Origin of the sequence: Pseudomonas alcaligenes (assembly GCF_014490745.1) — a bacterium.
In the GTDB taxonomy this organism is placed as follows: Bacteria; Pseudomonadota; Gammaproteobacteria; order Pseudomonadales; family Pseudomonadaceae; genus Aquipseudomonas; species Aquipseudomonas alcaligenes_C.
The window spans coordinates 3,764,359-3,788,400 of the sequence record NZ_LZEU01000001.1 but is presented as its reverse complement, the minus strand read 5'-3'; the positions used below and the strand labels follow the sequence as shown (position 1 = coordinate 3,788,400).

The following is a 24,042-nucleotide window of genomic DNA, read 5'->3' as shown; positions in this document are numbered from 1 at the left end:
CTGGGCTGTGCTTGTCCGTGGCTAGAATCGGGGCCTCACAGGGAACCCTTTTCAGCTTGGAGGACAACGCCATGAATACCCGCGGCCTGCTCGATCAACTGCTCAAATCCGGCCAGGATCTGCTGCAGCAGAAGTCCGGCTCTGCCTCGTCTGGCGGCCTGGGTGGCTTGCTTGGCAGCGTCACCGGTGGCGGCAAGGGCGGTGGCGACCTCGGCACCCTGCTCAAGGGCGCCGGTGGCGGCGCGCTGGCCGCTGGTGCACTGGGCCTGCTGCTGGGCAACAAGAGTGCGCGCAAGGTCGGCAGCCAGGTGATCACCTACGGCGGTCTGGCTGCGCTCGGGGTGATCGCCTACAAGGCCTACGGCAACTGGCAGGCTTCGCAGCAGGCCGGCACCACCCAGGCGCTGCCGCCGCAAACGGTCGATCGCCTGCCCGCGCCGCAGGCCGAGCAGCACAGCCAGGCGATCCTGCGCGCGCTGGTAGCGGCGGCCAAGGCCGATGGTCATGTCGACGAGCGCGAGCGGCAACTGCTCGACGAACAGCTCGGCAAGCTGGCCGGCGATCCGCAACTGGCGCAGTGGCTGCAAGGCGAGCTGAACAAACCACTCGATCCGGCTGAAGTGGCGCGTGCCGCCAGCACCCCGGAAATGGCCGCGGAGATGTATATCGCCAGCGTGCTGATGGTCGACGAAGAGCACTTCATGGAGCGCGCCTACCTGGAAGAGCTGGCCCGCCAGCTCAAGCTCGAACCGGCGCTCAAGGCCGAGCTGGAAGCCCAGGTGCGCCAGGAGCTGGCCAAGGCCTGACGACTGCCGGCGGATCCAGGCGCTAGACTGCGCAGGACTGTCAGGGAGCCGTGCGATGAAGGGTTTTGCCATGTTGTGCCTTGCCGGCCTGCTGCCGATGGCGGCGTGCGCGCAGTCGCTCGCACCGCTGCTCGAGCAGCGCAGCCTGCTGCTGGAAGACAGCCGCCTGCCGCGCGAGGCGGCGCTGGATCGCCTGCAGCAGATTCGTTTCGCCTTCCGCGAGCGCGCAGCGCAGCCCGGACAATGGCAGAGCTGGGCGCGGGCCTATGGCGGCTATGGTTCCTGGGATGGCGGCAGCGGCGCGGATCGCCTGGAACGGCGTAGTGGCGGGCTGCTGATCGGTTTCGACCGGCCGCTGCAGGGCATGTGGATGGCCGGAGTGCTGGCCGGTGCCGGGCGCAGCGAATTGCAGGCGGAGCAGGGCGGCGACAGCGACGTCGACAGCTATCACCTGGGCGGCTACGCGGCGACGCGCTTCTACCAGCTTGGCTTCAAGCTGGGCGCCAGCTACAGCTGGCACGAGCTGCGCAGCGAGCGTCATAGCGCCGCTCAGTCACTGCATGCCGACAGCCGCGCCGGCAGCGCCCAGCTGTTCGGCGAGGCCGGCTATTCCCTGGACTTTCGTGACTTCAGCCTGGAGCCCTTTGCCGGCCTGGCCTATGTGCAGCTGGATGCCGATCACCTGCGCGAGCAGGGCGGCAGTCAGGCGCTGCGCCTGCAGGGCGAAACCCAGGACGGCAGCTACCTGACCCTCGGCTGGCGTGCCGCCACCTCCTGGCAGGTGGCGCAGCGCAAGCTGGTGGGGCGCGCCAGCCTGGCCGGGCGGCACGCCTTCGTCGACCCGCAGATGCGTGGCGAGGCGCAGTACCTGGCGAGTGGCGAGCGCCTGCAGCTGGAGGGGCGCGAGTTCGAGCGTGACAACCTGCGCCTGGATCTGAGCCTCGATTACGTGCTGGACGACAACCTCAGCCTGGGCCTGGGCTATGCCGGGCAGTACGCCGAGGATGCCCGTGAGCATGCCCTGGCCGCGCGACTCAGCCTGAAAATCTGAGTCCCGCCGGTCAGGCGGCGAGGCGCGTGGGCGTTGGCGGGCTGCCAGGGCGGCGTGACTCGGGTATACTCGCGGGCTTTTCAGAACCTTCGAGGTCACGGCCTGCCGCCGTGTCCGGTGTGCGGCCGTCACGGCCGGCCTGCCGGGCCGCGCATCGCCGTTGCGACTCTCTTTTCGCCTGCGAGTGCTGCCCTTATGGAAATCAACCCGATCCTCAACAGCATCAAGGATCTGTCCGAACGCACCCTGTCTATTCGGGGGTATCTTTGACTACGATCACAAGCATGATCGTCTGGTCGAAGTAAACCGCGAGCTGGAAGACCCCAACGTCTGGAACAAGCCCGAGTACGCCCAGAACCTCGGCCGCGAGCGCGCCACCCTGGCGCAGATCGTCGAGACCCTTGACGACCTCAAGAACGGTCTGGCCGACTCCCGTGACCTGCTCGACATGGCCGTGGAAGAGAACGACGAAGGTGCGGTGAACGACGTCGCCGCCGAAGTCGAGCGCCTGCGCGAGATCCTCGAGAAGCTGGAGTTCCGCCGCATGTTCAGCGGCGAGATGGATCCGAACAACTGCTACCTGGACATCCAGGCCGGCTCCGGTGGCACCGAGGCCCAGGACTGGGCCAACATCCTGCTGCGCATGTACCTGCGCTGGGCCGACAAGCGCGGCTTCGACGCCACCATCATCGAGCTGTCCGAAGGCGAAGTCGCCGGCATCAAGGGTGCTACCGTGCATATCAAGGGCGAATACGCCTTCGGCTGGCTGCGCACCGAGATCGGCGTGCACCGCCTGGTGCGCAAGAGCCCGTTCGACTCCGGCGCCCGTCGCCACACCTCGTTCTCGGCGGTGTTCGCTTCGCCCGAGATCGACGACAAGGTCGAGATCGAGATCAACCCGGCCGACCTGCGCATCGACACCTACCGCTCCTCCGGTGCCGGTGGTCAGCACGTCAACACCACCGATTCGGCGGTACGTATCACCCACGTGCCGACCAACACCGTGGTGGCCTGCCAGAACGAACGTTCCCAGCACGCCAACAAGGACACCGCGATGAAGATGCTGCGGGCCAAGTTGTACGAGCTGGAGATGATGAAGCGCAACGCCGCGGCCCAGGCCCTGGAAGAGACCAAGTCGGATATCGGCTGGGGCCACCAGATCCGCTCCTACGTGCTCGATGACTCGCGGATCAAGGATCTGCGTACCGGCGTCGAGCGTAGCGACTGCCAGAAGGTTCTCGATGGCGACCTCGATCAGTACCTCGAGGCCAGCCTCAAGCAAGGCCTGTAATACCTTTCGATTCCGCCCTCCAGGGGAGGGCGGCGACGACCCCGTGACGGAAACCGATGACCATGAGCGACCAACAACTCGACCAGCACGACCTGCAACAGGAAGAAAACAAGCTGATTGCCCAGCGCAAGGAAAAGCTTGCTGCCATCCGTGAGCAGGGTAATGCCTTCCCCAACGACTTCCGCCGCGACAACTACTGCGCCGACCTGCAGAAACAGTACGCGGAGAAGACCAAGGAAGAGCTGGAAGCCGCTGCCATTCCGGTCAAGGTTGCCGGGCGCATCATGCTCAACCGTGGCTCGTTCATGGTGATCCAGGACATGACCGGGCGCATCCAGGTCTACGTCAACCGCAAGACCCTGTCGGAAGAGACCCTGGCCGCGGTGAAAACCTGGGACATGGGCGACATCATCTCCGCCGTCGGTACCCTGGCCCGTTCCGGCAAGGGCGACCTGTACGTGGAAATGACCGACGTGCGCCTGCTGACCAAGTCGCTGCGCCCGCTGCCGGACAAGCACCACGGCCTGTCCGACACCGAGCAGCGCTATCGCCAGCGCTACGTCGACCTGATCGTCAACGAAGACGTGCGCGACACCTTCCGCGTGCGTTCGCAGGTGATCGCCCACATCCGCAGCTTCCTGATGAAGCGCGACTTCCTCGAAGTCGAAACGCCGATGCTGCAGACCATTCCTGGCGGCGCCGCGGCCAAGCCGTTCGAGACCCACCACAACGCCCTGGACATGCAGATGTTCCTGCGTATCGCGCCGGAGCTGTACCTCAAGCGCCTGGTGGTCGGTGGCTTCGAGAAGGTCTTCGAGATCAACCGCAACTTCCGTAACGAAGGCGTTTCGACCCGGCACAACCCCGAGTTCACCATGCTCGAGTTCTACCAGGCCTACGCCGACTACGAAGACAACATGGATCTGACCGAGGAACTGTTCCGCGAGCTGGCCCAGCTGGTGCTCGGTACCACCGACGTGCCGTACGGCGACAAGGTGTTCCACTTCGGTGAGCCGTTCGCCCGCCTGTCGGTGTTCGACTCGATCCTCAAGTACAACCCGGACATCACTGCCGCCGACCTGCAGGACATCGACAAGGCCCGCGAGATCGCCAAGAAGGCCGGCGCCAAGGTGCTCGGCTTCGAAGGCCTGGGCAAGCTGCAGGTGATGATTTTCGAGGAGCTGGTCGAGCACAAGCTGGAGCAGCCGCACTTCATCACCCGCTACCCGTTCGAAGTCTCGCCGCTGGCTCGCCGCAGCGACGACGATCCGAGCGTCACCGACCGCTTCGAGCTGTTCATCGGTGGCCGCGAGATCGCCAACGCCTACTCCGAGCTGAACGATGCCGAAGACCAGGCCGCGCGCTTCATGCAGCAGGTGGCCGACAAGGACGCCGGTGACGACGAGGCCATGCACTACGACGCCGACTTCGTCCGCGCCCTGGAATACGGCATGCCGCCGACCGCCGGTGAAGGCATCGGTATCGACCGCCTGGTCATGCTGCTGACCAACTCGCCATCGATCCGCGATGTGATTCTGTTCCCGCATATGCGCCCGCAGGCTTGATTGCCGCGCCCGTTGCGGGCACTGTGCGCAGAGTTCGGCGTGGCAAATTGCCATCCCTGGGATGCCGAACGCAAAAGGAGGGCCTGCCATCAACAGCAGGCCCTGTTTTTTGTCCGCAATAATGTTGTGGGGAATAACCAGCAGTGACCCTCAGTACCGCTCTTGCATGCCCGGCCAGGCTGGCCAGTGAACTCGCCGACAGTGTCCAGTACCAGGGCCGCAAGGCCAGCCGCCAGGGCAGCGAACAGCGCCGCCTGAGCATCCTCGATGCCAGCCTGCGGATCATCGCCCGCGACGGCCTGCGCGGTGTGCGCCATCGCGCGGTGGCGGCCGAGGCCGGCGTGCCACTGTCGGCCACCACCTACTACTTCAAGGACATTCAGGATCTGATCACCGACAGCTTCGTGCTGTTCGTCGAGCGCAGTTCGGCCAACCTGTCGCTGCTGTGGGCGGATATCGCCGAGGATTTCCAGCGCATGGCCAGCCAGGTGGAGCAGGCGCCGGAGGCCCGTCGGCAGATGGCCGGCCGGGTCATCGACCTCAGCGTCGCGCATATCCAGACCAAGGCGCGCGAGGGCGATACCGAGCTGCTGGTGGAGCTGGCCTTTCGCCAGGCGGCGCTGACCAACCCTGCGCTGATGCCGCTGGCTCAGGCGCATCAGCAGCTGCGCCTGCAGTTCGCCGAGCTGGCCTTGCGCGCCCTCGGTTCGGCGGCGCCGGTGGAGGATGCGCAGGTGTTGACTACGCTGGTTTTGCGGATGGAATATCATGCCCTTGTCGACGGGGTGGAAAACCTGGACATAGAGGGCCAGCGCGCAGTGTTGCAGCGCTTCCTCGATCTGGTCATCGGCGTGTAATCAAGCACGCGTACGATTGGGTCAGGCCCCGCTTCGGCGGGGCTTTTCGTTTTCGCCGCTGGCGACCCTCGGATCTCACAAGGAGTGCGTAATGAAAGCCTGGCGCGTCGCTGTTGCCGCCTTGTCCTGCCTGCTGTTGAACGGTTGTCTGGTCACTTTCAGGGATCCCATCCCGGCCAACGAGGCCGCGCCGATTCCCTTGCTGGGCGAATGGGAGCGCCAGGACGAGTGGGGCGACCGGCAGTTCCTGTCGATCAGCCGTGCCGGCTCCAACCTGTACAAGGCGCGCTCCTGGAGCGGCAGCGAGGAGGAGCTCAAGGGTGTCCAGGAATACGGTTTCACCGTCGCCCACCATGGCCGCCGCTGGTACGTCTCGGCCGGCCTGCCCAAGCGCATGGGCGCCAATTTCGCCATCGCCGGCTTCGAGCTGACCACCGGCAACGAGCTGGTGGTGTACAACCTGGATGTCGAACGGATCCTCCAGGAGGTCGACGGCGGCGTGCTGCAGGGCCAGGCGGTGGATACCGCCGAGGGCGAGGCGGTGCTGGTGACCAGCCCGCTGGACAAGGTCTTCGCCTACCTCGACGACCAGGCCAACTCCGACGTGTTCGTCGAAGTGGCGCGCTACCAACGCAGCGAGCAATAACGGAGCCGGCATGGCCAAGAAGCCCAGGATTTCCGACGACTACCACAAGACCATCCATGCCTTGTCGGCGCGTCTGGTCGAGGCGCAGACGCCGATCCGCGTGCTCGATGCGATCAAGTGGGACGACAGCATCCGCCAGGGCTTCATCAAGGCCAAGGGCAAGCAGATGCCGGCGGTCGATCGCAGCTACTACGACAGCCGCCCGCTGAGCTTCGACTCGACGGCGAAGAAGCTGGAATTCCAGAACATCGAGCGCGACATCACCCGCCAGCTCGGCCAGTTCAACCCGGTCGGGCAGATCATGCGGCGCATGTGCAAGGAATACCGCATGGTCATCCGCATGCTCGAAGCACGTGGTACCGCGGATTTCGGCCTGATCTCCCAGGAGCTGTACGGCGCCGCTTCCGACGCCTTCCATGCCGGCGACCCGACCCTAGCCGACCTCGGCCTGATGCTCTCCGACTACCTGAACAACATCGCTGCCCGCGGCGACCTGGAAGACGAGCCGAAGACGCTGACCGCCAAGGATGCCGTGGGCCTGCTGCAGGAGCGCCTGGCCAAGGTGTTCGGTGACGACACCATCCGCGTCTTCGAGTCCGACGGCATAGTCGCTGATGCCGCCGCCGGTGCCGACTACATCAAGGTGCGCGCCGACGCCCTGTTCAACGAGCGTGATGTACGTGCGCTGGAAGTGCACGAGGGCCTGGTGCATGTCGGCACCACGCTGAACGGCCTGAGCCAGCCGATCTGCACCTTCCTGGCCAAGGGCCCGCCCTCGTCGACGGTGACCCAGGAAGGCCTGGCGATCCTGATGGAGGTGATCGCCTTCGCCTCCTATCCGACCCGCCTGCGCAAGCTGACCAACCGCACCCGCGCCATCCACATGGCCGAGGAGGGCGCCGACTTCCTGCAGGTCTACGAGTTCTACCGCGAGCAGGGCTTCACCCTGGAAGAAAGCTACGGCAACGCCAGCCGCGCCTTCCGGGGCTCGACCCCGACCGGCCTGCCGTTCACCAAGGATCTGTCCTACCTCAAGGGCTTTATCCTGATCTACAACTACATCCAGCTGGCCGTGCGCAAAGGCAAGCTGGAGCAGATCCCGCTGCTGTTCTGCGGCAAGACCACCCTGGAGGACATGCGCACCCTGCGCCAGCTGGTGGACGAAGGCCTGGTGGCACCGCCCAAGTACCTGCCGCCGCAGTTCCGCGACCTCAATGCGCTGTCGGCCTGGATGTGCTTCTCCAACTTCCTCAATCACCTGAGTCTTGACCGCATCGAAGCGGACTACGCCAACATTCTCTGAAGCTACTGCGCTCACCCATGCGTCGTTGCCGAACGGCCCGGAAATGCTCATTTACACTCAGTAAACTCCGCTTTCCGGGCCGCTCTGCGCCTAGCCTGTGCTTCGCTCGCTACGCTTCATCAGACCGATAGTTATTAGGGAGCCCTGCATGCCCAGCCATAAACTCGACTACGAAATCCTTGGCGCCTCGGCGCAGACCGTGGAGATCATCCTCGATCCGGGCGAGACGGTGATCGCCGAGGCCGGGGTGATGAACTACATGACCGAGGGCATCCGCTTCGAGACGCGCATGGGCGACGGCTCCAGCAGTGGCGTGCTGGGCAAGCTGTGGGGCGCCGGCAAGCGCCTGCTTACCGGCGAGTCGCTGTTCATGACCCACTTCAGCAACGAGGGCAAAGGCCCGCAGCGGGTCGGCTTCGCCGCGCCTTACCCGGGCACCGTGGTGCCGATCGAGCTGGGCCAGGTCGGCGGCCGGCTGATCTGCCAGAAGGATGCCTTCCTCTGCGCCGCCCATGGCACCGAGATCGGCATCAGCTTCAACAAGCGTCTGGGCGCCGGCTTCTTCGGTGGCGAGGGCTTCATCCTGCAGAAGCTCGAAGGCGATGGCCTGGCCTTCGTGCATGCCGGCGGCACGGTGATCCGCAAGGAGCTCAACAACGAGACCCTGCGCCTGGATACCGGCTGCCTGGTGGCCTTCACCAGCGGCATCGACTACGACATCGGCCTGGCCGGCGGGCTGAAAAGCATGCTGTTCGGTGGCGAGGGCATCCTCCTGGCCACCCTCAAGGGCACCGGCACCGTGTGGATCCAGAGCCTGCCGTTCTCGCGCCTGGCCGAGCGCATCTACGACGCCACCTTCCGTGCGCGCGAGGAAGTGCGCGCCGGCGGCAAGTAGCATGCTGCGCGCGCTGCTGCTCCTGGTCAGCCTGCAGCTGGGCGGATGCAGCGCGCTGCTGTTCTACCCGCAGGCGGGCCTGCCGATCACCCCGGCCAAGGCCGGCCTGGAATACCGCGACATCCAGCTGACGGCCGCCGACGGCACCCGTCTGCACGCCTGGTGGCTGCCGGCCAAGCCTGGCGTGGCGGTCAAGGGCACCGTGCTGCACCTGCATGGCAATGGCGGCAACCTGGCCTGGCACCTGGGTGGCAGCTACTGGCTGCCGGAGCAGGGCTACCAGGTGCTGCTGCTGGATTACCGCGGCTATGGCCTGTCCGAGGGCTCGCCCAGCCTGCCGGCGGTATATCAGGACATAGAGGCAGCCTTTGCCTGGCTGCAGCAGGCGCCCGAGGTGCAGGGCAAGCCGCTGGTGCTGCTCGGCCAGAGCCTCGGTGGCGCCCTGGCCGTGCACTTCCTGGCCGAGCACCCACAGCGCCGCGCGCAGCTCAAGGCGCTGGTACTGGATGGCGTGCCGGCCAGCTACCGCGATATCGCTCGCTACACCCTGGGCTCGGCCTGGCTGACCTGGCCGCTGCAGGTGCCGCTGGCCTGGCTGGTGCCCGATGGCGACAGCGCGATCAGGGCCATGCCGCAGCTGACCGGCTTGCCCAAGCTGATCTACCACAGCCTGGACGATACGGTGGTGCCGCTGGCCAACGGCATCCGCCTGTACCAGGCGGCGCCTGCGCCGCGGGTGCTGCAGCCGACCCGCGGCGAGCATGTGCAGACCTTCAACGACCCGACCTGGCGGCGCGTGCTGCTGCTCTATCTGGAGGATCCGGCCGGTTTCGTCGGCCTGCGCCGCCTGGCCGAGGTGCCGGATGTGGATAGCCCGCAGTAGCCGCGCCACGTAAACTGCGCCGCCTGTTTCCTTCCCCCTTCGAGTGATCTCCGTCATGAGTGAAGAACGCAACGCCATTCCCCTGATCCTCACCGGTATCGCCAGCATCGTGGCGACCGTGGCGATCCTCTGGTTCTACGGTTACGTGCATTTCGCCAAGGAGGAGGACGCCCTGCTGCTGGCCGACTTCACCATGCTCAAGACCGTGCCGGGCGAGGACTACAAGATCTCGGTCAAGCCGGCCGACCAGGTGGCGCAATGCATCGACGGCGTGCTGGTGCTGTTCGATACCCAGCAGAAGGGGCTCAGCGGCGTGCTGGTCGACAGCCACAAGCAGGCCGTGCGCTGCGTCGATGCCCAGGGCGCTGCTCCGGCCGCTCCCGCCGCACCCTGAGCCGGCCATGCGCATCGAGGTCTGGCAGGGCGACATCACCCGGCTCGAGGTGGATGCGCTGGTCAACGCCGCCAACAGCTCGCTGCTCGGTGGCGGCGGCGTGGATGGTGCCATCCACAGTGCCGCCGGCCCGCAGCTGCTGGAGCACTGCCGCACGCTGGGCGGCTGCCCCTGTGGCGAGGCGCGGCTGACGCCAGGCTTCGCCCTGCCGGCGCGACATGTGATCCACACGGTGGGGCCGGTCTGGCTGGGCGGCAAGGCCGACGAGGCGAGCCTGCTGGCCGCCTGCTACCGCAACAGCCTGGCCCTGGCCGAGGCGGCCGGGCTGGCCAGCATCGCCTTTCCGGCCATCAGCTGCGGGGTGTACGGCTATCCCCACGAGGCGGCGGCGCGCATCGCTGTGGCCGAGCTGCGTCGCCCGCGGCCGGCCGGCAGCAGCCTGCAGCAGGCGCTGCTGGTGGCCTTCTCGGCGCCGATGGCCGAGCTCTACCGGCAACTGCTCGACAGCGCGGTCTAGCTCGCTTTGCTGGTGGCCGCCTGGTTGGCGCTGAGGGTCTGCAGGTAGCGCCGCGACAGGGCCAGGAAGCGCGGCGTGGGGCCGATGTCCTCGTACAGCGGATCACCCTGCTCGTCGGTGGCCACTACGGTGCTGCCCTTGACGTAGGGCAGGCTGGCTTCGAGTTCTTCCAGGGCGGCGCCAATCAGCTCACCGAGCAGTTCCTCGGCGCTGCGCTTGGGGTACATCTCGGCCAGGGCGGCCAGGCGTGCGGCGGCTTCCAGATCCAGGTGGATGTGGTACTGGCTGCGGGTCAGGCGACCCTTGGCGTTCTGCTCCCAATGGCGGGCAAGTTCACGGATCTTCATAAACACCTCTGAGTGCCCCGGGGTGTGGGGCGATTGCGAGCCGCTGCGATCCTGGGGACGCTAACCTCGCTCTGGCTGGCCGATCGCGCCGCGGACTCCGGTTGCCCGGGTACTGCGGTGGCCCGGGTCACAGGCGCTTTTGGCGCCCGCTAGTTTCAGCCTAGCTCGCGCCAGAGCGCTGCAAGGCCATTCGTCGTGCCCTTGTAAGAAAGAGTCGCGCTGTGCAAGCTGAGGACTCCACCTCCAGCGGAGTGAGCGGTCATGGCGGAAATCGATGCGCGTCTGCGCGAAGAGGTTCACCTGCTCGGCGAGTTGCTTGGCGACACCATCCGCAAACAGCGCGGCGAGGCCTTCGTCGACAAGATCGAGCTGATCCGCCAGGGCGCCAAGGCCGGGCGTCAGGGCTCGGCCGCCGGCGAGCAGCAGCTGCGCGACACCCTGGCCGGCCTGGCCGACGACGAGCTGCTGCCGGTGGCACGGGCATTCAACCAGTTCCTCAACCTGGCCAATATCGCCGAGCAGTACCAGCACATCCGCCGGCGCCGCCCGGAAGAGCTGCAGCCGTTCGAGAATCGCGTGCTGGAAAGCCTGCTGCAGAGCCTGCAGGCCGACGGCCACAGCCCCGAGCAGCTGGCCCGCCAGCTGGCCCGGGTGGATATCGAGCTGGTGCTCACCGCCCATCCCACCGAAGTGGCGCGGCGCACCCTGATCCAGAAATACGATGCCATCGCCGCTCAGTTGCAGGCGCTGGATCATGCCGACCTCTCTGCCGACGAGCGCGAGCAGGTGCAACTCAAGCTGCGCCGGCTGATCGCCGAGGCCTGGCACACCGAGGAGATCCGCCGCAGCCGGCCCAGTCCGGTGGACGAGGCCAAGTGGGGCTTTGCGGTGATCGAGCATTCCCTGTGGCAGGCCGTGCCGAGTTTCCTGCGCCGTACCGACCAGGCGCTGCAGGCGGCCACCGGCCTGCGCCTGCCGCTGGGCGCCGCGCCGGTGCGCTTCGCCTCGTGGATGGGCGGTGACCGCGACGGCAACCCCAATGTCACCGCCGAGGTGTCGCGCCAGGTGCTGCTACTGGCGCGCTGGATGGCTGCCGACCTGTACCTGCGCGACATCGACCGCCTGGCCGCCGAGCTGTCCATGCAGCAGGCCAGCGATGAGCTGCGCCTGCGCGTCGGCGTGCACCCGGAACCCTATCGGGCGCTGCTCAAGCAACTACGCGAACGCCTGCGCGCCACCCGCGCCTGGGCCGAGGCGGCGCTGGACGCCGATGTGGCGGCGGGCGCCGAGGTGCTGCACGACAACCGCGAGCTGCTCGAACCTCTGGAGCTCTGCTACCACTCGCTGCACACCTGCGGCATGGGCGTGATCGCCGAAGGCGCGCTGCTCGACTGCCTGCGCCGCGCGGCCTGCTTCGGCCTGTTCCTGGTGCGTCTGGACATCCGCCAGGACGCCGCCCGGCATGCCGCGGCGCTCAGCGAAATAACCGACTACCTGGGCCTTGGGCATTACCAGGAGTGGGAGGAATACCGGCGCTGCGAGTTCCTCCTGCGCGAGCTGGACAACCGCCGCCCGCTGTTGCCGTCCCACCACCGGCCCTCGGCGGAAACCGCCGAAGTGCTGGCCACCTGCCGGGTGATCGCCGAGGCCCCGGCCGCCGCGCTGGGCTCCTACGTCATCTCCATGGCCGGGGCGCCTTCCGATGTGCTGGCCGTGCAGCTGCTGCTCAAGGAAGCCGGGGTGCAGCGGCCGATGCGCGTGGTGCCGCTGTTCGAGACCCTGGCCGACCTGGATAACGCCGGCCCGGCCATCGACCGCCTGCTCGGCCTGCATGGCTACCGCGCGCGCCTGCACGGCCCGCAGGAAGTGATGATCGGCTACTCCGACTCGGCCAAGGATGCCGGCACCACGGCGGCGGCCTGGGCCCAGTACCGCGCCCAGGAAAGCCTGGTCGAGGTGTGCCGCCAGCACGAAGTCGAGCTGCTGCTGTTCCATGGCCGCGGCGGTACGGTCGGCCGTGGCGGCGGCCCGGCCCATGCGGCGATCCTGTCGCAGCCGCCGGGCTCGGTGGCCGGGCGCTTCCGCACCACCGAGCAGGGCGAAATGATCCGCTTCAAGTTCGGCCTGGCCGACCTGGCCGAGCAGAACCTCAACCTTTACCTGGCCGCCGTGCTGGAAGCCACCCTGCGCCCGCCGCCTGCACCCGAGCCGGCCTGGCGGGCGGCCATGGAGCGCCTGGCGGAGGAGGGCGTGGCCGCCTACCGCGCGGTGGTGCGCGAGCATCCGCAGTTCGTCGAGTACTTTCGCCAGGCCACCCCGGAACAGGAACTCGGTCGCCTGCCGCTGGGCAGTCGCCCGGCCAAGCGCCGCGCCGGCGGGGTGGAAAGCCTGCGGGCGATCCCGTGGATCTTCGCCTGGACGCAGACCCGCCTGATGCTGCCGGCCTGGCTCGGCTGGGAATGCGCCCTGGGCAATGCTGTGCAGCGTGGCGAGAAAGCCCTGCTGGAGGAGATGCGCGCGCACTGGCCGTTCTTCCGTACCCGTATCGACATGCTGGAGATGGTGCTGGCCAAGGCCGACAGCAGTATCGCCAGTCTGTACGACGAGCGCCTGGTCGAAGCCGGACTGCGACCATTGGGTGCGCAGTTGCGCGACCTATTGTCGCAGTGCAGTGCCATCGTACTGGCTCTGACCGGTCAGTCCGAGCTGCTCACCCATAGCCCGCAGACCCGCGAGGCGATCACCGTGCGCAACATCTACCTGGATCCTCTGCACCTGTTGCAGGCCGAGCTTCTGGCCCGTTCCAGACAGCGTCAGGGGCCGGTGGACAGCCCTCTGGAACAGGCTTTACTGGTGAGTGTCGCGGGCATCGCCGCAGGCCTGCGCAACACCGGCTGAAGCCCCGTAGCCTCCGACTTTCGGTGGCTTGTGCACGGGGGGGGCGCTGTGTATCTTGGTCACCCTTTTGGCCGCTCAGTGACGCCGAAACCCGAATAGTGAGATTGGCCCCATGAGGCGAATCCGACGATTTCTTGTCATTTCTCGAGGAGCACTTCGATGCGCGTGATTCTGTTGGGGGCGCCCGGTGCCGGCAAAGGTACCCAAGCTGGTTTCATCACCCAAAAATTCGGTATTCCGCAGATTTCCACCGGCGATATGCTGCGTGCTGCGGTCAAGGCCGGTACTGAGCTGGGCCTGCAGGCCAAGAGCGTGATGGATGCCGGCGGCCTGGTATCCGATGACCTGATCATCAACCTGGTCAAGGAGCGCATCGCTCAGCCGGATTGCGCCAAGGGTTTCCTGTTCGACGGTTTCCCGCGCACCATTCCCCAGGCCGAAGCCATGAAGGAAGCCGGCGTACTCATCGACAACGTGGTCGAGATCGCCGTTGACGACGAAGAGATCGTCGGCCGCATCGCCGGTCGCCGTGTGCACGAGGCCAGCGGTCGCGTCTATCACGTGATCTACAACCCGCCGAAAGTCGAAGGCAAGGACGATGTCACCGGCGAAGCCCTGGTGCAGCGCAAGGACGACACCGAAGAAACCGTGCGTCACCGCCTGTCCGTGTACCACTCGCAGACCAAGCCGCTGGTGGACTTCTACCAGAAGCTGGCCGCTACCGACGGCACCCCGAAGTACAGCGCCATCGCCGGCGTTGGCTCGGTGGACGAGATCACCGCCAAGGTGTTCGCCGCGCTCAGCTGAGTGCCCTTGCTGCATCCTCAACGGCCCGCTTGCGGGCCGTTGTCGTTTCTGCGCCCCGGTGAGGGCAGCTAAGTCGGCGTCGTTCTCAGAACAGTAACCTGAGGCTGGCACGCTCTAGCATCGTTCCTCTGGTCTAGACCAGTCGAACGCTTTTCTCACCCTAAGGATGCAGGAGAAGACATGAAAGCGATGCATAGCTGGATGCTCGGGCTGGCCCTGAGCGTGGCCGCACTGGGAGCACAAGCCACCGAGTTGAAGCACTGGCCTGCCGAAACCGCTGCCAAGCTGGACAGCCTGATTGCCAGCAACGCCAACAAGGGCGCGTATGCGGTGTTCGACATGGATAACACCTCGTACCAGTTCGACCTCGAAGAGTCGCTGCTGCCCTTCCTGGAAATGAAGGGCGTGCTGACCCGCGAGAACATGGATCCGGCGCTCAAGCTGATCCCGTTCAAGGACACCCCGGGCTTCAAGGAAAGCCTCAACAGCTACTACTACCGCCTGTGCGAGGTCGACAACCTGGTGTGCTACCCCTGGGTGGCGCAGATCTTCTCCGGCTTCTCCCTGCGCGAGCTGAAGGGCTATGTCGACGAGCTGATGGCCTACGGCAAGCCGATCCCGCTGAAGTACTACGACGGCGACAAGGTGGTCGACGGCAGCGTCAATCCGCCCAAGCCGTTCGCCGGCATGCAGGAGCTGTACAACCGCCTGCAGGAGCACGGCATCGAGGTCTACGTGATCAGCGCCGCCAGCGAGGAGCTGGTGCGCATGGTGGTCAGCGATCCGAAGTACGGCTACAACCTCAAGCCGCAGAACGTGTTTGGCGTCAACCTGCTGCTCAAGGATCGCCAGAGCGGCGCCCTGACCACCTCGCGCCTGCAGATCCAGAAAGGCAGCTACGAGCCGGCCAAGAACCTCGACCTGCAGCTGACCTCCTACCTGATGAACCCGATGACCTGGTACGAGGGCAAGCTGGGCACCATCTTCGGCTGGATCGACCAGTGGAAGAAGCCGATCCTGGTGGCCGGCGACACCCCGCTGTCCGATGGCTACATGCTGTTCAACGCCACCGACACCAGCAAGGGCGGGCTGCGCATCTGGGTTGATCGCAAGGCCAAGTACACCCAGCAGGTCAAGGACTGGCAGGCCAGTGCGGCCAAGCGCCAGGCCGAGCTGCAGCAGCCGGTGACGGCGGACAAGAACTGGCTGATCGTCACGCCCGACCAGCTGCACTGAGTCGCCACCCGGGCGGCCCGGTGCATGTGGGCCGGGCCGCCGATCCCCGATGGCTGGAAAAAAAACCGGCAAGCGGTTCTAATGCCTGCCCGCTTTTTACCTGTCAGAACGCCATGACTACCCTGCTGGCCCTGGATACCGCCACCGAAGCCTGCTCCGTCGCCCTGCTGCATGACGGCAAGGTGCTCAGCCACTACGAGGTGATCCCGCGCCTGCATGCCCAGCGCCTGCTGCCGATGATCCAGACCCTGCTGGGCGAGGCCGGCGTGGCCCTGTCGGCGCTAGATGCCATCGCCTTCGGCCGTGGCCCGGGCGCCTTCACCGGTGTGCGCATCGCCATCGGCGTGGTACAGGGCCTGGCTTTTGCCCTCGACAAGCCGGTGCTGCCGGTCTCCAACCTGGCCATCCTGGCCCAGCGCGCGCTGCGCGAGCACGGCGCCGAGCAGGTGGCCGCGGCCATCGATGCACGGATGGACGAGGTGTACTGGGGCTGTTACCGCGCCGAGCAGGGTGAGATGCGCCTGCAGGGCGTCGAGGCTGTGCTGCCGCCGGAGCAGGCCAGCCTGCCGCGCGGCGCGACGGGCGACTGGTTCGGTGCCGGCACCGGCTGGGGCAGCTATGCCGCACGCCTGGCACCGAGCACAGTGGCACAGGACGGCGCCATGCTGCCGCATGCCGAGGATCTGCTACGCCTGGCCGGCTTCGCCTGGGCCCGTGGCGAAGGCCTGCCGGCAGATCAGGCACAACCGGTGTACCTGCGCGATCAGGTGGCCACGCCCAAGGCCGCACCATGACCGACAGTCAGTCCGCCGGACGGCGCTTTGCAATGGGCGGCGCCCGCCGCTAAATTGCCAGCACGAGCCTGGGTAGTATTCGATGCGCATCGACGGTTTCACCTCCTCCTATTCGCTGGAACGCAGCTCCCGTCCGGGCAGCGCGGTCACGCCTTATCGCGAGACACAGCGCGAGGTCGAGGAGCGTCGCGAGCAGCCGGCGTCGCCGTCCAGCACCCAGGGCTTCGAGCAGGCCGCCCAGCTGCGCCGGGTACAGGCCGGCAACGCCGCCAGCGACAGCCTGCCGGCGCGCAGCCAGGAGAGCTACAGCGCGCCGCGCGGCCTCAGCGCCAAGGCCAGCCAGGCGCTGGCCACCTACGGCAACACCGCCAGCTACACCAACGAGCGTGACGCCAGCGAAGTCCTCGGCCTCGATCTGTACGCCTGAGTTTTTCGATCTCGCGAGCTAGCGCCAGGCTAGGCGGGCAAGGGGCGAGGGCGCGGAGTTTATAGGTAGTAAATGAGCACCCGAGCCCCTTGGCCAACGCCGCATGGCCGACGCGCAGCAGATCGAATGCCGTACTTCCTCGGCTGCCCGTCATGGAACGAGCCGGCCTGGCGCGGTTCCTTCTATCCCGCTGACCTGCGCCCCGCCGACAGCCTGGCGCACTACGTGCGTACCTTCAACGCGGTGGAGGGCAACACCACCTTCTACGCCCGCCCCAGTGCGGCGACCGTGCAGCGCTGGGCCGAACTGATGCCGGCGGGCTTTCACTTCTGCGCCAAGCTGCCGCGCGATATCAGCCATGGCGGCGACCTGCGCGAGCAGGTGGACGCCACCGCCGACTTCCTGGCCCTGCTGGCACCCCTGGGCGCGCGGGTGGCGCCGCTATGGCTGCAGCTGCCGGCCAGCTTCGGCCCGTCCCGCCTGGCTGAGCTGCTGGGCTGGCTGGATGCCTGCGCCGGCCGGGCGATTGCCGTGGAGCTGCGCCATCCGGCCTTCTTCGCCAAGGGCGAGGAAGAGCGCCAGCTCAACCGGCACCTGCACGAACGCGGGGTGGAGCGCATCTGCCTGGATTCGCGGGCGCTGTTCAGCTGCACCTCCAGCGACCCGGCGGTGCTCCATGCCCAGGCCAAGAAGCCGCGCCTGCCGCTGCGCCCGACCGCCTTCAGTGCCAGCCCGCAGTTGCGCTTCATCGGCGGGCCGGATCTGCATGCCAACCAGGCGTTCCTCGAGCCCTGGCTGGACAAGGTCGCCGCCTGGATCGAGCAGGGCCTGACGCCCCATGTGTTCCTGCACACCCCGGACAACCACCTGGCCGCCGCCCAGGCCCTGCGCTTCCATGCCGCGCTCGGCGCGCGTCTGCCCGGTCTGCCGGCCCTGGCGCCGCTGCCGGCGGCGGTGGAGCAACTGGGGCTGCTGTAGGCCCACCGACCTCGGCTCGACGACTTGCCGCGCAGGACTTAGGCTGAGGCTCTGTCAGCAGGCCGGAGGTGCCCAGATGAGTTCACAACAGCAGCGCGGCCAGGTCTTTCGCGACCTGCACCGGGGCGAAGGGCTGCTCGTTCTGCCCAACCCCTGGGATGCCGGTTCGGCGAAGATGCTGGCCGGCCTGGGCTTCCCGGCCCTGGCCACGACCAGCGCCGGCCTGGCGTTTTCCCTCGGTCGCCGCGATGCCGAGGGGGCGGTGGGCCGCGACGAGTGCCTGGCCAATGCCCGGGCCATAGTCGAGGCCACGCCGTTGCCTGTGGCGGCCGATCTGGAAAATGGCTATGGCGACGAGCCGGATGCCTGTGCCCTGACGATCCGCATGGCGGCCGCGGTGGGCCTGGTCGGCGGCTCGATCGAGGATGCCAGCGGGCGGCCCGAGCAGCCGATCTATCCCCTGGAGCTGGCAGTCGAGCGGGTGCAGGCGGCCGTGGCGGCGGCCGGTGAACTGGACTTTCCCTTCACCCTGGCCGCGCGCGCGGAGAACTACCTGCATGGCCGGCCCGATCTGGACGACACCATCCGCCGCCTGGTGGCCTATGCCGAGGCCGGCGCCGATGTGCTGTATGCACCGGGGCTGACCACGCGCGAAGAAATCCGGGCGCTGGTCAGCGCCGTGGCGCCGCGTCCGGTCAATGTGCTGGTCGGTTCGCCGCGCCTGCAGCTGAGCCTCGATGAACTGGCCGAGCTGGGGGTGAAGCGCGTCAGCCTGGGTTCCAACCTGGCTCGCGTGGCCTATGGCGCCTTCTTCGCTGCGGCCAGGGAGCTGGCGCAGCAGCGCAGCCTGGGGCGGGTGGGCGAGGCGATGCCGTTCGACGCGGTTAACGACCTGTTTCGCTAGCCCGCAGTGCCAACAGCAGGTCGGCCGCCTGGCCCTCGCGGCCGTCGCTGAAGGTGAAACTGCCGAGCTGGGCGATGCGGTCGTAGGCGCCCAGCGCCTGGCTGACGTCCTGGGCGTGCAGCTCGATGGCGCTGACGCCGGCCTGGGCCAGGCTCTGGCTCTGCTGCTGGCCGTCGGCAGCGAGGCGCAGCAGGCGCAGGCGTTCGAACACCGAGTCCTGGATGTCGATGCGGCCGTCGCCGTTGTCATCGTATTTGCTCAGTTCGGCGAAGCCGTTGGCCGCGCCATGCTGATCGCCGAACAGTTCGCGGCCGTCGTCGATACGGCCGTTGCCGTTGCGATCCAGGGCCAGCAGGGCATCGTCGCCCGTGGGGGCGCTGATGTGGTCGCGGCGGCCGTCGCCATCCAGGTCGAAGTGCACGGCGGCATCCAGGCCGCAGCTGCTGAAGCCGTTGCCGGCCAGGTCGAGCACCAGTGGGTCGACCTGCTGCGGTTGTGGCTGGACGTTGACGTTGAGCTCCAGCTCGCGCTGCTGCAGCACCTGCTGGAAGCTGGCGGCCTGGGCGCTGGCGGCGGCCACCGCAGTGCTGCTGGCCGTGCTGGCGCTGTCCGCCTGGCTGGCCTGGCTGATCTCGGCAGCGGCCTCGCCGGGTACCGGCGCCTCGCTATCGGGCATCAGGGTGCGGCGCAGGATCTGGTAGTCCAGCGAGTCGCGCAGGCCGGCATCCAGCTCCTGTTCCAGGCTGCTGCTGTGGCGGGAGGTGGGCGGGCTGTGGGGGGCGGAGAGGGCATCGAACATGGACAACTCGGTGCGGCCTCGGCAGGCCGCGTCTGGCAGAATAGGGCGGTATTGGGTTATCGGCCTTGGTCAGCCCGTTTTGAGCATTTTTTGAGCACTTTTCCTGATGAGCGACGAGCGGGCTATAACCACCATCCGAGTCGAGGCCCTGGCCCCCATGCATGCCAATGGTGCCGCGCAATGGGCCGAACGTCTGGGCCTGCCGCAGCAGGGCGAGGCCGAATTCGCACTGCAGCTGGGTGACGAAGGGCTGCAGCTGGCCGAACTGGGGCCGCAGGCACCGGGGCCGGTGCGGGTCGATTTCGTCGATGGCGCAGTCGCTCACCGGCGCCTGTACGGCGGCGGCAGCGGGCAGATGATCGCCAAGGCGGTCGGTGTGCAGTCCGGGGTGCGCCCGAGTGTGCTGGATGCTACCGCTGGCCTGGGCCGTGACGCTTTCGTCCTGGCCAGTCTGGGCTGCAGCATGACCCTGATCGAGCGCCAGCCGATCATCGCCGCCCTGCTCGAAGACGGCCTGCAGCGCGCCGCGCGGGACGCCGAGGTCGCCGCCATTGCCGCGCAGATGCGCCTGCTCACCGGCAATGCCATCGAGCTGATGCAGCAGTGGCAGGGCGAGCCGCCGCAGGTGATCTACCTCGACCCGATGTTCCCCCATCGCGACAAGAGCGCCCTGGTGAAGAAGGAGATGCGCCTGTTCCGCCCGCTGGTGGGCGATGACCTGGATGCCCCGGCGCTGCTCGCTGCCGCCCTGGCCCTGGCCAGCCACCGGGTGGTGGTCAAGCGTCCGCGCAAGGCGCCGATCATCGAGGGGGCCAAGCCCAGCTACGCGCTGGAAGGCAAGTCCAGCCGCTATGACATCTACCCGAAAAAGGCCCTCAAGTAGTAGCGGCCTATTACCCGCGGCGAGCGCGACTGGGCCAGACTGAACGCACCTGTCACTACTGCCGGAGATGCTGCGATGACTGCCCACAAACTGCTGATGCTGGTTGGCGACTACGCCGAAGACTACGAGACCATGGTGCCGTTCCAGGCCCTGCAGATGGTCGGCCACACCGTGCATGCGGTGTGTCCGGGCAAGGCGGCCGGCGACACCATTCGCACCGCCATCCATGATTTCGAGGGCGACCAGACCTACAGCGAGAAGCCGGGGCACAACTTTGCCCTCAACTTCGACTTCGCCCAGGTACGCGCCGAGGACTACGCCGGGCTGGTGATTCCCGGTGGCCGCGCCCCCGAGTACCTGCGCCTGAACGAGCAGGTGATCGCCCTGGTGCAGGCCTTCGCCAAGGCCGGCAAGCCGATTGCTGCGGTGTGCCACGGCCCGCAGTTGCTGGCCGCGGCCGGCGTGCTGGAAGGCCGCGAGTGCAGCGCCTACCCGGCCTGCGCGCCGGAAGTGCGCCTGGCTGGCGGGCGCTTCGTCGAGCTGCCGGTGGATGGCGCCCACGTCGACGGCAACCTGGTCACCGCACCGGCCTGGCCGGCGCACCCGGCCTGGCTGGCGGCGTTCCTGAAAGTGCTGGGCTGAGAGGAGGGCAGGGAATGTGTGAGCTCTATGTAAAGGCCGATCCGATCCTCTACGAGTCGCGCTCGCGTTCCCTGCGCATTCGCGGGGTGGTCACCACCCTGCGCCTGGAAAACCAGTTCTGGGAGCTGCTGCGCGAGATTGCCGAGGTCGATGGCATGACCACCAACCAGCTGATTGCCAAGCTCTACGACGAGGTGATGGAGCTGCGCGGCGAGGTGGTCAATTTCGCCTCCTTCCTGCGCGTCAGCTGCACCCGCTACCTGGCGCAGAAGCCGCAGCGTTCGGCGGAAGTGCTCAGCCTGGTGCAGGCGCGCTAAACACCACGCACAAAAAGCCCGCGTCGAGCGGGCTTTTTTATGGGCTGCCGATCAGTGCTTGCGCGGCACCGGTTTGAGCAGTTCTTCCGGCGGCATCTCGCAGGTGATCTTGCGCCCCAGCAGGGCTTCGATCGGCGGCAGGGCGTAGGCGTCGTCCTCGCCGGCGAAGCTGATCGAGGTGCCGCTGGCGCCGGCGCGGCCGGTACGGCCGATGCGGTGCACGTAGTCGTCCGGCACGTCCGGCAGGGTGAAGTTGATCACGTGGCTGATGCCGTCGACATGGATGCCGCGGCCGGCCACGTCGGTGGCGACCATCACGCGGATCTTGCCTTCGCGGAAGCCTTCCAGAGTCTTGATCCGCTTGTGCTGCGGCACGTCACCGGACATCTGCGCGGCGCTGACGCCGTCGCGGATCAGCTTTTCCTCGATGCGGCGTACTTCGTCGCGGCGGTTGGCGAATACCATCACCCGCTCCCAGTTGTTCTGGGTGATCAGGTTGTACAGCAGCTTATACTTGTCGCTGCCGGCGACGGCGTAGACGTGCTGTTCGACGGTGTCGCTGGCGACGTTCTCCGGCTCGATCTCGACGATGGCCGGATCGACCGTCCACTGCCGTGCCAGGTTCATCACGTCTTCGGTGAAGGTGGCGGAGAACAGCAGGGTCTGGCGTTCGCCCTTCATCGGGGTCTGGCGGATGATCTGGCGTACCTGCGGGATGAAGCCCATGTCGAGCATGCGGTCGGCCTCGTCCAGCACCATCACCTCGACCATGTCCAGGTGCACTTCGCCGCGCTGGTTGAAGTCCAGCAGGCGGCCAGGGGTGGCGACCAGGATGTCGCAGTAGCGCGACTCCAGCTGCTTGAGCTGCTTGTCGAAGTCCATGCCACCGACGAACTGCATGACGTTGAGGCCGGTGTACTTGGTCAGGGCCTCGGCGTCCTTGGCGATCTGCACCACCAGCTCGCGGGTCGGGGCGATGATCAGTGCGCGCGGCTCACCCATGTAGCGCTCTTTCGGCGGGGTGGTCTGCAGCAGCTGGGTGATGGTCGAGACCAGGAACGCGGCGGTCTTGCCGGTACCGGTCTGGGCGCGGCCGATGGCGTCCTTGCCCTTGAGGGTATGGCCGAGCACCTGGGCCTGGATCGGCGTGCAGTAGGGGAAGCCGAGGTCGTGGATGGCGTGCATCAGCTCGGGGCTGAGCTTGAAGTCGTGGAAGCGGGTCTTGCCTTCCTGCGGTTCGACGACGAAATCTTCCAGCTTCCAGGTGTTCACCGGCTTGGCCGGGCGCTCGCGACGCGGCTTGTCGGCGCGCGGCGGCTTGGCCGCGGCAGGGGCCGCGGGCTCGGTGCGGGCCGCGTTCTTCGGCTTGGTTTCGCGCTGGGCGGCCGCCGGGGCGGGGGCTGCGACGCTGGGGGGAGTGGGGCTGGCGGGCTGTTCGGCTTCGCCCTTGGTGAAGATCTTCTTGAGTGCTTTGAGCACGGCCGTCTCGTATTGGTTAAGGAATGAACGGCCGCCAGTGTAAAGCAAGAAGCTACCGCGGCGAAGTGCCGCGGATTTTGCTCAGGTCAAAGCACGGCTTCACTCGGGCAGGCTGGCGAGCAGCAGGCGCTGGACGTTGCCGCCCATGATCGCGGCGATCTCGTTGGGCTTGAAGCCGGCACGCTGCAGGCCCTCGGTGAGCTGGGCCAGGCCGCTGGTATCGAACGGCGCATGCACGGTGCCGTCGAAGTCGGAACCGAGCGCCACGTGCTCGACACCGACCTTGTCCGCCGCATAGCGGATGGCGCGGACGATGGCGCCGACCGAGGTCTCGCAGACGGCGGCATCCCAGTAGCCGATGCCGATCAGACCGCCGGTGGCGGCAATGGCCTTGAGGTGGGCATCGCTGAGGTTGCGTGGCCCCGGGCAGGTGCCGGCGACGCCGGTATGGGAGACCAGCACGGGGCGCTTGGCGATGGCCAGCACATCGTCGATCAGCGGCTTGGAGGCGTGGGCGAGGTCGACCAGCATGCCTTTCTGTTCCAGACGGGCGACCACTTCGCGGCCGAACGGGGTGATGCCACCCTTGACCAGGCCATGGGCCGAGCCACCGATTTCGTTATCGAAGAAGTGGGTCAGGCCGGCGATGCGGAAACCGGCGTCGTATAGGCGGTCGACGTTCTCCAGCTGGCCTTCCAGCGGGTGCAGGCCTTCGGTGGCGAGGATCGCGGCGAGCTGCTGCGGATTCTGCTGCCAGGCGCTGATGAAGTTCTGCAGATCACCGCGGCTGCGGATCAGGTGCATGCGGCCCTGACTGGCATCGGCGGCCTGCTGCAGTTTCTGGCTCTGATATAGGGCGCGTTCGAGCAGGCTGTTCCAGGTGGCCCGCGGCCAGCGCTGAGCCATCGCCAGCAGAGTGATGTTGTCGCTGTCGGCGCCATTGCTCTGGTAGTTGAGGCCGCGCGGGGTCTTGGTCACGGTGGAGAACACCTGCAGGCCGACATGGCCCTCGAGCAGGCGCGGCAGGTCGGAGTGGCCGTAGTCGTGACGCTCCAGCAGGTCGCGCTGCCAGAGCAGGGCATCATCATGCAGGTCGGCGACGAACAGGCTCTGGTGCAGCTGGGTGGCGGCCTCGCTGGCCGGGTAGGGGGCGGGCGAGGCAACCGTGTTCATGTGGCGGTCGATCAGTGACGGTAGGCTGAAGAAGACCCCCGCGACGATTACACCGAGGGCCAGCAGGGCGAGCAGGAATTTGCGCATTAGGTGCCATCCGGGCGTTGTTGTTATGCGCCGACTCTAGCAAGTCGAGAGGGGAAAGGGAGT

General features: G+C 67.0%; 25 protein-coding genes. 21 read left to right on the top strand and 4 right to left on the bottom strand.

Annotated features, from left to right (window positions below; translation table 11 throughout):
- Window positions 1-71: 71 nt before the first annotated feature.
- The 11 genes from A9179_RS17310 to A9179_RS17260 all read left to right on the top strand — a co-directional run bounded on the left by A9179_RS17310 (window position 72) and on the right by A9179_RS17260 (window position 10,208).
- Window positions 72-806 (top strand): tellurite resistance TerB family protein, encoded by a 735-nt coding sequence (locus tag A9179_RS17310; protein WP_187807456.1) that lies wholly within the window; start codon window positions 72-74, stop codon window positions 804-806.
- Between the two features lie 55 nt (window positions 807-861).
- Window positions 862-1,857: an autotransporter outer membrane beta-barrel domain-containing protein gene (locus A9179_RS17305; protein ID WP_187807455.1), complete on the top strand. Its 996-nt coding sequence runs from the start codon at window positions 862-864 to the stop codon at window positions 1,855-1,857.
- A gap of 195 nt (window positions 1,858-2,052) precedes the next feature.
- Window positions 2,053-3,148, top strand: a protein-coding gene (prfB, locus tag A9179_RS17300; protein WP_187807454.1) for a peptide chain release factor 2 whose coding sequence is annotated in 2 segments (ribosomal slippage) — window positions 2,053-2,124 and window positions 2,126-3,148 — 1,095 coding nt in all. Because the reading frame shifts where the segments join, the coding sequence is not laid out codon by codon here.
- Window positions 3,149-3,210: 62 nt separating this feature from the next.
- Window positions 3,211-4,713 (top strand): lysine--tRNA ligase, encoded by a 1,503-nt coding sequence (gene lysS / locus A9179_RS17295; protein WP_187807453.1) that lies wholly within the window; start codon window positions 3,211-3,213, stop codon window positions 4,711-4,713.
- Window positions 4,714-4,856: 143 nt separating this feature from the next.
- Window positions 4,857-5,570 carry a TetR/AcrR family transcriptional regulator gene (locus tag A9179_RS17290; RefSeq protein WP_187807452.1) on the top strand — a complete coding sequence of 238 codons (714 nt, stop codon included), beginning with the start codon at window positions 4,857-4,859 and terminating at the stop codon, window positions 5,568-5,570.
- A 91-nt stretch (window positions 5,571-5,661) separates the two neighbouring features.
- A complete protein-coding gene (locus tag A9179_RS17285; RefSeq protein ID WP_187807451.1) occupies window positions 5,662-6,216 on the top strand; it encodes a hypothetical protein in 555 nt (184 codons plus the stop codon).
- Window positions 6,217-6,226: 10 nt separating this feature from the next.
- Window positions 6,227-7,519, top strand: a complete 1,293-nt coding sequence (locus A9179_RS17280) for a flavohemoglobin expression-modulating QEGLA motif protein (RefSeq protein WP_187807450.1) — start codon at window positions 6,227-6,229, stop codon at window positions 7,517-7,519.
- Between the two features lie 148 nt (window positions 7,520-7,667).
- On the top strand, window positions 7,668-8,414 hold the full coding sequence (locus A9179_RS17275) for a TIGR00266 family protein (protein WP_187807449.1): 747 nt from the start codon (window positions 7,668-7,670) through the stop codon (window positions 8,412-8,414).
- 1 nt (window position 8,415) lies between these two features.
- Window positions 8,416-9,297, top strand: a complete 882-nt coding sequence (locus A9179_RS17270) for an alpha/beta hydrolase (RefSeq protein WP_187807448.1) — start codon at window positions 8,416-8,418, stop codon at window positions 9,295-9,297.
- 55 nt (window positions 9,298-9,352) lie between these two features.
- Window positions 9,353-9,691 carry a hypothetical protein gene (locus A9179_RS17265; RefSeq protein ID WP_187807447.1) on the top strand — a complete coding sequence of 113 codons (339 nt, stop codon included), beginning with the start codon at window positions 9,353-9,355 and terminating at the stop codon, window positions 9,689-9,691.
- A 7-nt stretch (window positions 9,692-9,698) separates the two neighbouring features.
- Window positions 9,699-10,208: an O-acetyl-ADP-ribose deacetylase gene (locus A9179_RS17260; protein WP_187807446.1), complete on the top strand. Its 510-nt coding sequence runs from the start codon at window positions 9,699-9,701 to the stop codon at window positions 10,206-10,208.
- Here A9179_RS17260 and A9179_RS17255 read toward each other — a convergent pair.
- Window positions 10,205-10,555 carry a pilin assembly protein gene (locus tag A9179_RS17255; protein WP_187807445.1) on the bottom strand — a complete coding sequence of 117 codons (351 nt, stop codon included), beginning with the start codon at window positions 10,553-10,555 and terminating at the stop codon, window positions 10,205-10,207. The two genes, A9179_RS17260 and A9179_RS17255, sit on opposite strands and share 4 nt — an antisense overlap.
- Before the next feature lie 261 nt (window positions 10,556-10,816).
- Here A9179_RS17255 and ppc point away from each other — a divergent pair, with 261 nt between their 5' ends.
- From ppc to A9179_RS17220, 7 genes are all read left to right on the top strand, one after another.
- Window positions 10,817-13,453 (top strand): phosphoenolpyruvate carboxylase, encoded by a 2,637-nt coding sequence (ppc, locus tag A9179_RS17250; RefSeq protein WP_187807444.1) that lies wholly within the window; start codon window positions 10,817-10,819, stop codon window positions 13,451-13,453.
- 159 nt (window positions 13,454-13,612) lie between these two features.
- Window positions 13,613-14,260, top strand: coding sequence for an adenylate kinase (gene adk / locus A9179_RS17245; protein WP_187807443.1), 648 nt, complete (start codon window positions 13,613-13,615; stop codon window positions 14,258-14,260).
- Window positions 14,261-14,440: 180 nt separating this feature from the next.
- Complete coding sequence (locus A9179_RS17240) at window positions 14,441-15,496, top strand: HAD family hydrolase (RefSeq protein WP_187807442.1); 1,056 nt, start codon at window positions 14,441-14,443, stop codon at window positions 15,494-15,496.
- A 113-nt stretch (window positions 15,497-15,609) separates the two neighbouring features.
- Window positions 15,610-16,290, top strand: coding sequence for a tRNA (adenosine(37)-N6)-threonylcarbamoyltransferase complex dimerization subunit type 1 TsaB (gene tsaB, locus A9179_RS17235; protein WP_187807441.1), 681 nt, complete (start codon window positions 15,610-15,612; stop codon window positions 16,288-16,290).
- An 82-nt stretch (window positions 16,291-16,372) separates the two neighbouring features.
- Window positions 16,373-16,717 carry a hypothetical protein gene (locus A9179_RS17230; protein WP_187807440.1) on the top strand — a complete coding sequence of 115 codons (345 nt, stop codon included), beginning with the start codon at window positions 16,373-16,375 and terminating at the stop codon, window positions 16,715-16,717.
- Window positions 16,718-16,843: 126 nt separating this feature from the next.
- Window positions 16,844-17,695 (top strand): DUF72 domain-containing protein, encoded by an 852-nt coding sequence (locus A9179_RS17225; protein ID WP_187807439.1) that lies wholly within the window; start codon window positions 16,844-16,846, stop codon window positions 17,693-17,695.
- A gap of 76 nt (window positions 17,696-17,771) precedes the next feature.
- Window positions 17,772-18,599, top strand: a complete 828-nt coding sequence (locus A9179_RS17220; RefSeq protein ID WP_187807438.1) for an isocitrate lyase/PEP mutase family protein — start codon at window positions 17,772-17,774, stop codon at window positions 18,597-18,599.
- Here A9179_RS17220 and A9179_RS17215 read toward each other — a convergent pair.
- Window positions 18,580-19,398, bottom strand: coding sequence for a hypothetical protein (locus A9179_RS17215; RefSeq protein ID WP_187807437.1), 819 nt, complete (start codon window positions 19,396-19,398; stop codon window positions 18,580-18,582). The genes A9179_RS17220 and A9179_RS17215 overlap by 20 nt on opposite strands.
- Before the next feature lie 106 nt (window positions 19,399-19,504).
- On the opposite strand from A9179_RS17215, the gene A9179_RS17210 reads away from it, so the two are divergent.
- The 3 genes from A9179_RS17210 (at window position 19,505) to A9179_RS17200 (ending at window position 21,240) form a co-directional block, all read left to right on the top strand.
- Window positions 19,505-20,281 (top strand): class I SAM-dependent methyltransferase, encoded by a 777-nt coding sequence (locus tag A9179_RS17210; RefSeq protein ID WP_187807436.1) that lies wholly within the window; start codon window positions 19,505-19,507, stop codon window positions 20,279-20,281.
- Window positions 20,282-20,356: 75 nt separating this feature from the next.
- Complete coding sequence (locus A9179_RS17205; RefSeq protein ID WP_187807435.1) at window positions 20,357-20,923, top strand: DJ-1/PfpI family protein; 567 nt, start codon at window positions 20,357-20,359, stop codon at window positions 20,921-20,923.
- Between the two features lie 14 nt (window positions 20,924-20,937).
- Window positions 20,938-21,240: a ribbon-helix-helix domain-containing protein gene (locus A9179_RS17200; protein ID WP_187807434.1), complete on the top strand. Its 303-nt coding sequence runs from the start codon at window positions 20,938-20,940 to the stop codon at window positions 21,238-21,240.
- Between the two features lie 51 nt (window positions 21,241-21,291).
- Here A9179_RS17200 and rhlB read toward each other — a convergent pair whose 3' ends face one another.
- Both rhlB and A9179_RS17190 read right to left on the bottom strand, forming a co-directional pair.
- A complete protein-coding gene (gene rhlB / locus A9179_RS17195; protein ID WP_187807433.1) occupies window positions 21,292-22,719 on the bottom strand; it encodes an ATP-dependent RNA helicase RhlB in 1,428 nt (475 codons plus the stop codon).
- 99 nt (window positions 22,720-22,818) lie between these two features.
- A complete protein-coding gene (locus A9179_RS17190; RefSeq protein WP_187807432.1) occupies window positions 22,819-23,979 on the bottom strand; it encodes a dipeptidase in 1,161 nt (386 codons plus the stop codon).
- Window positions 23,980-24,042 lie beyond the last annotated feature (63 nt).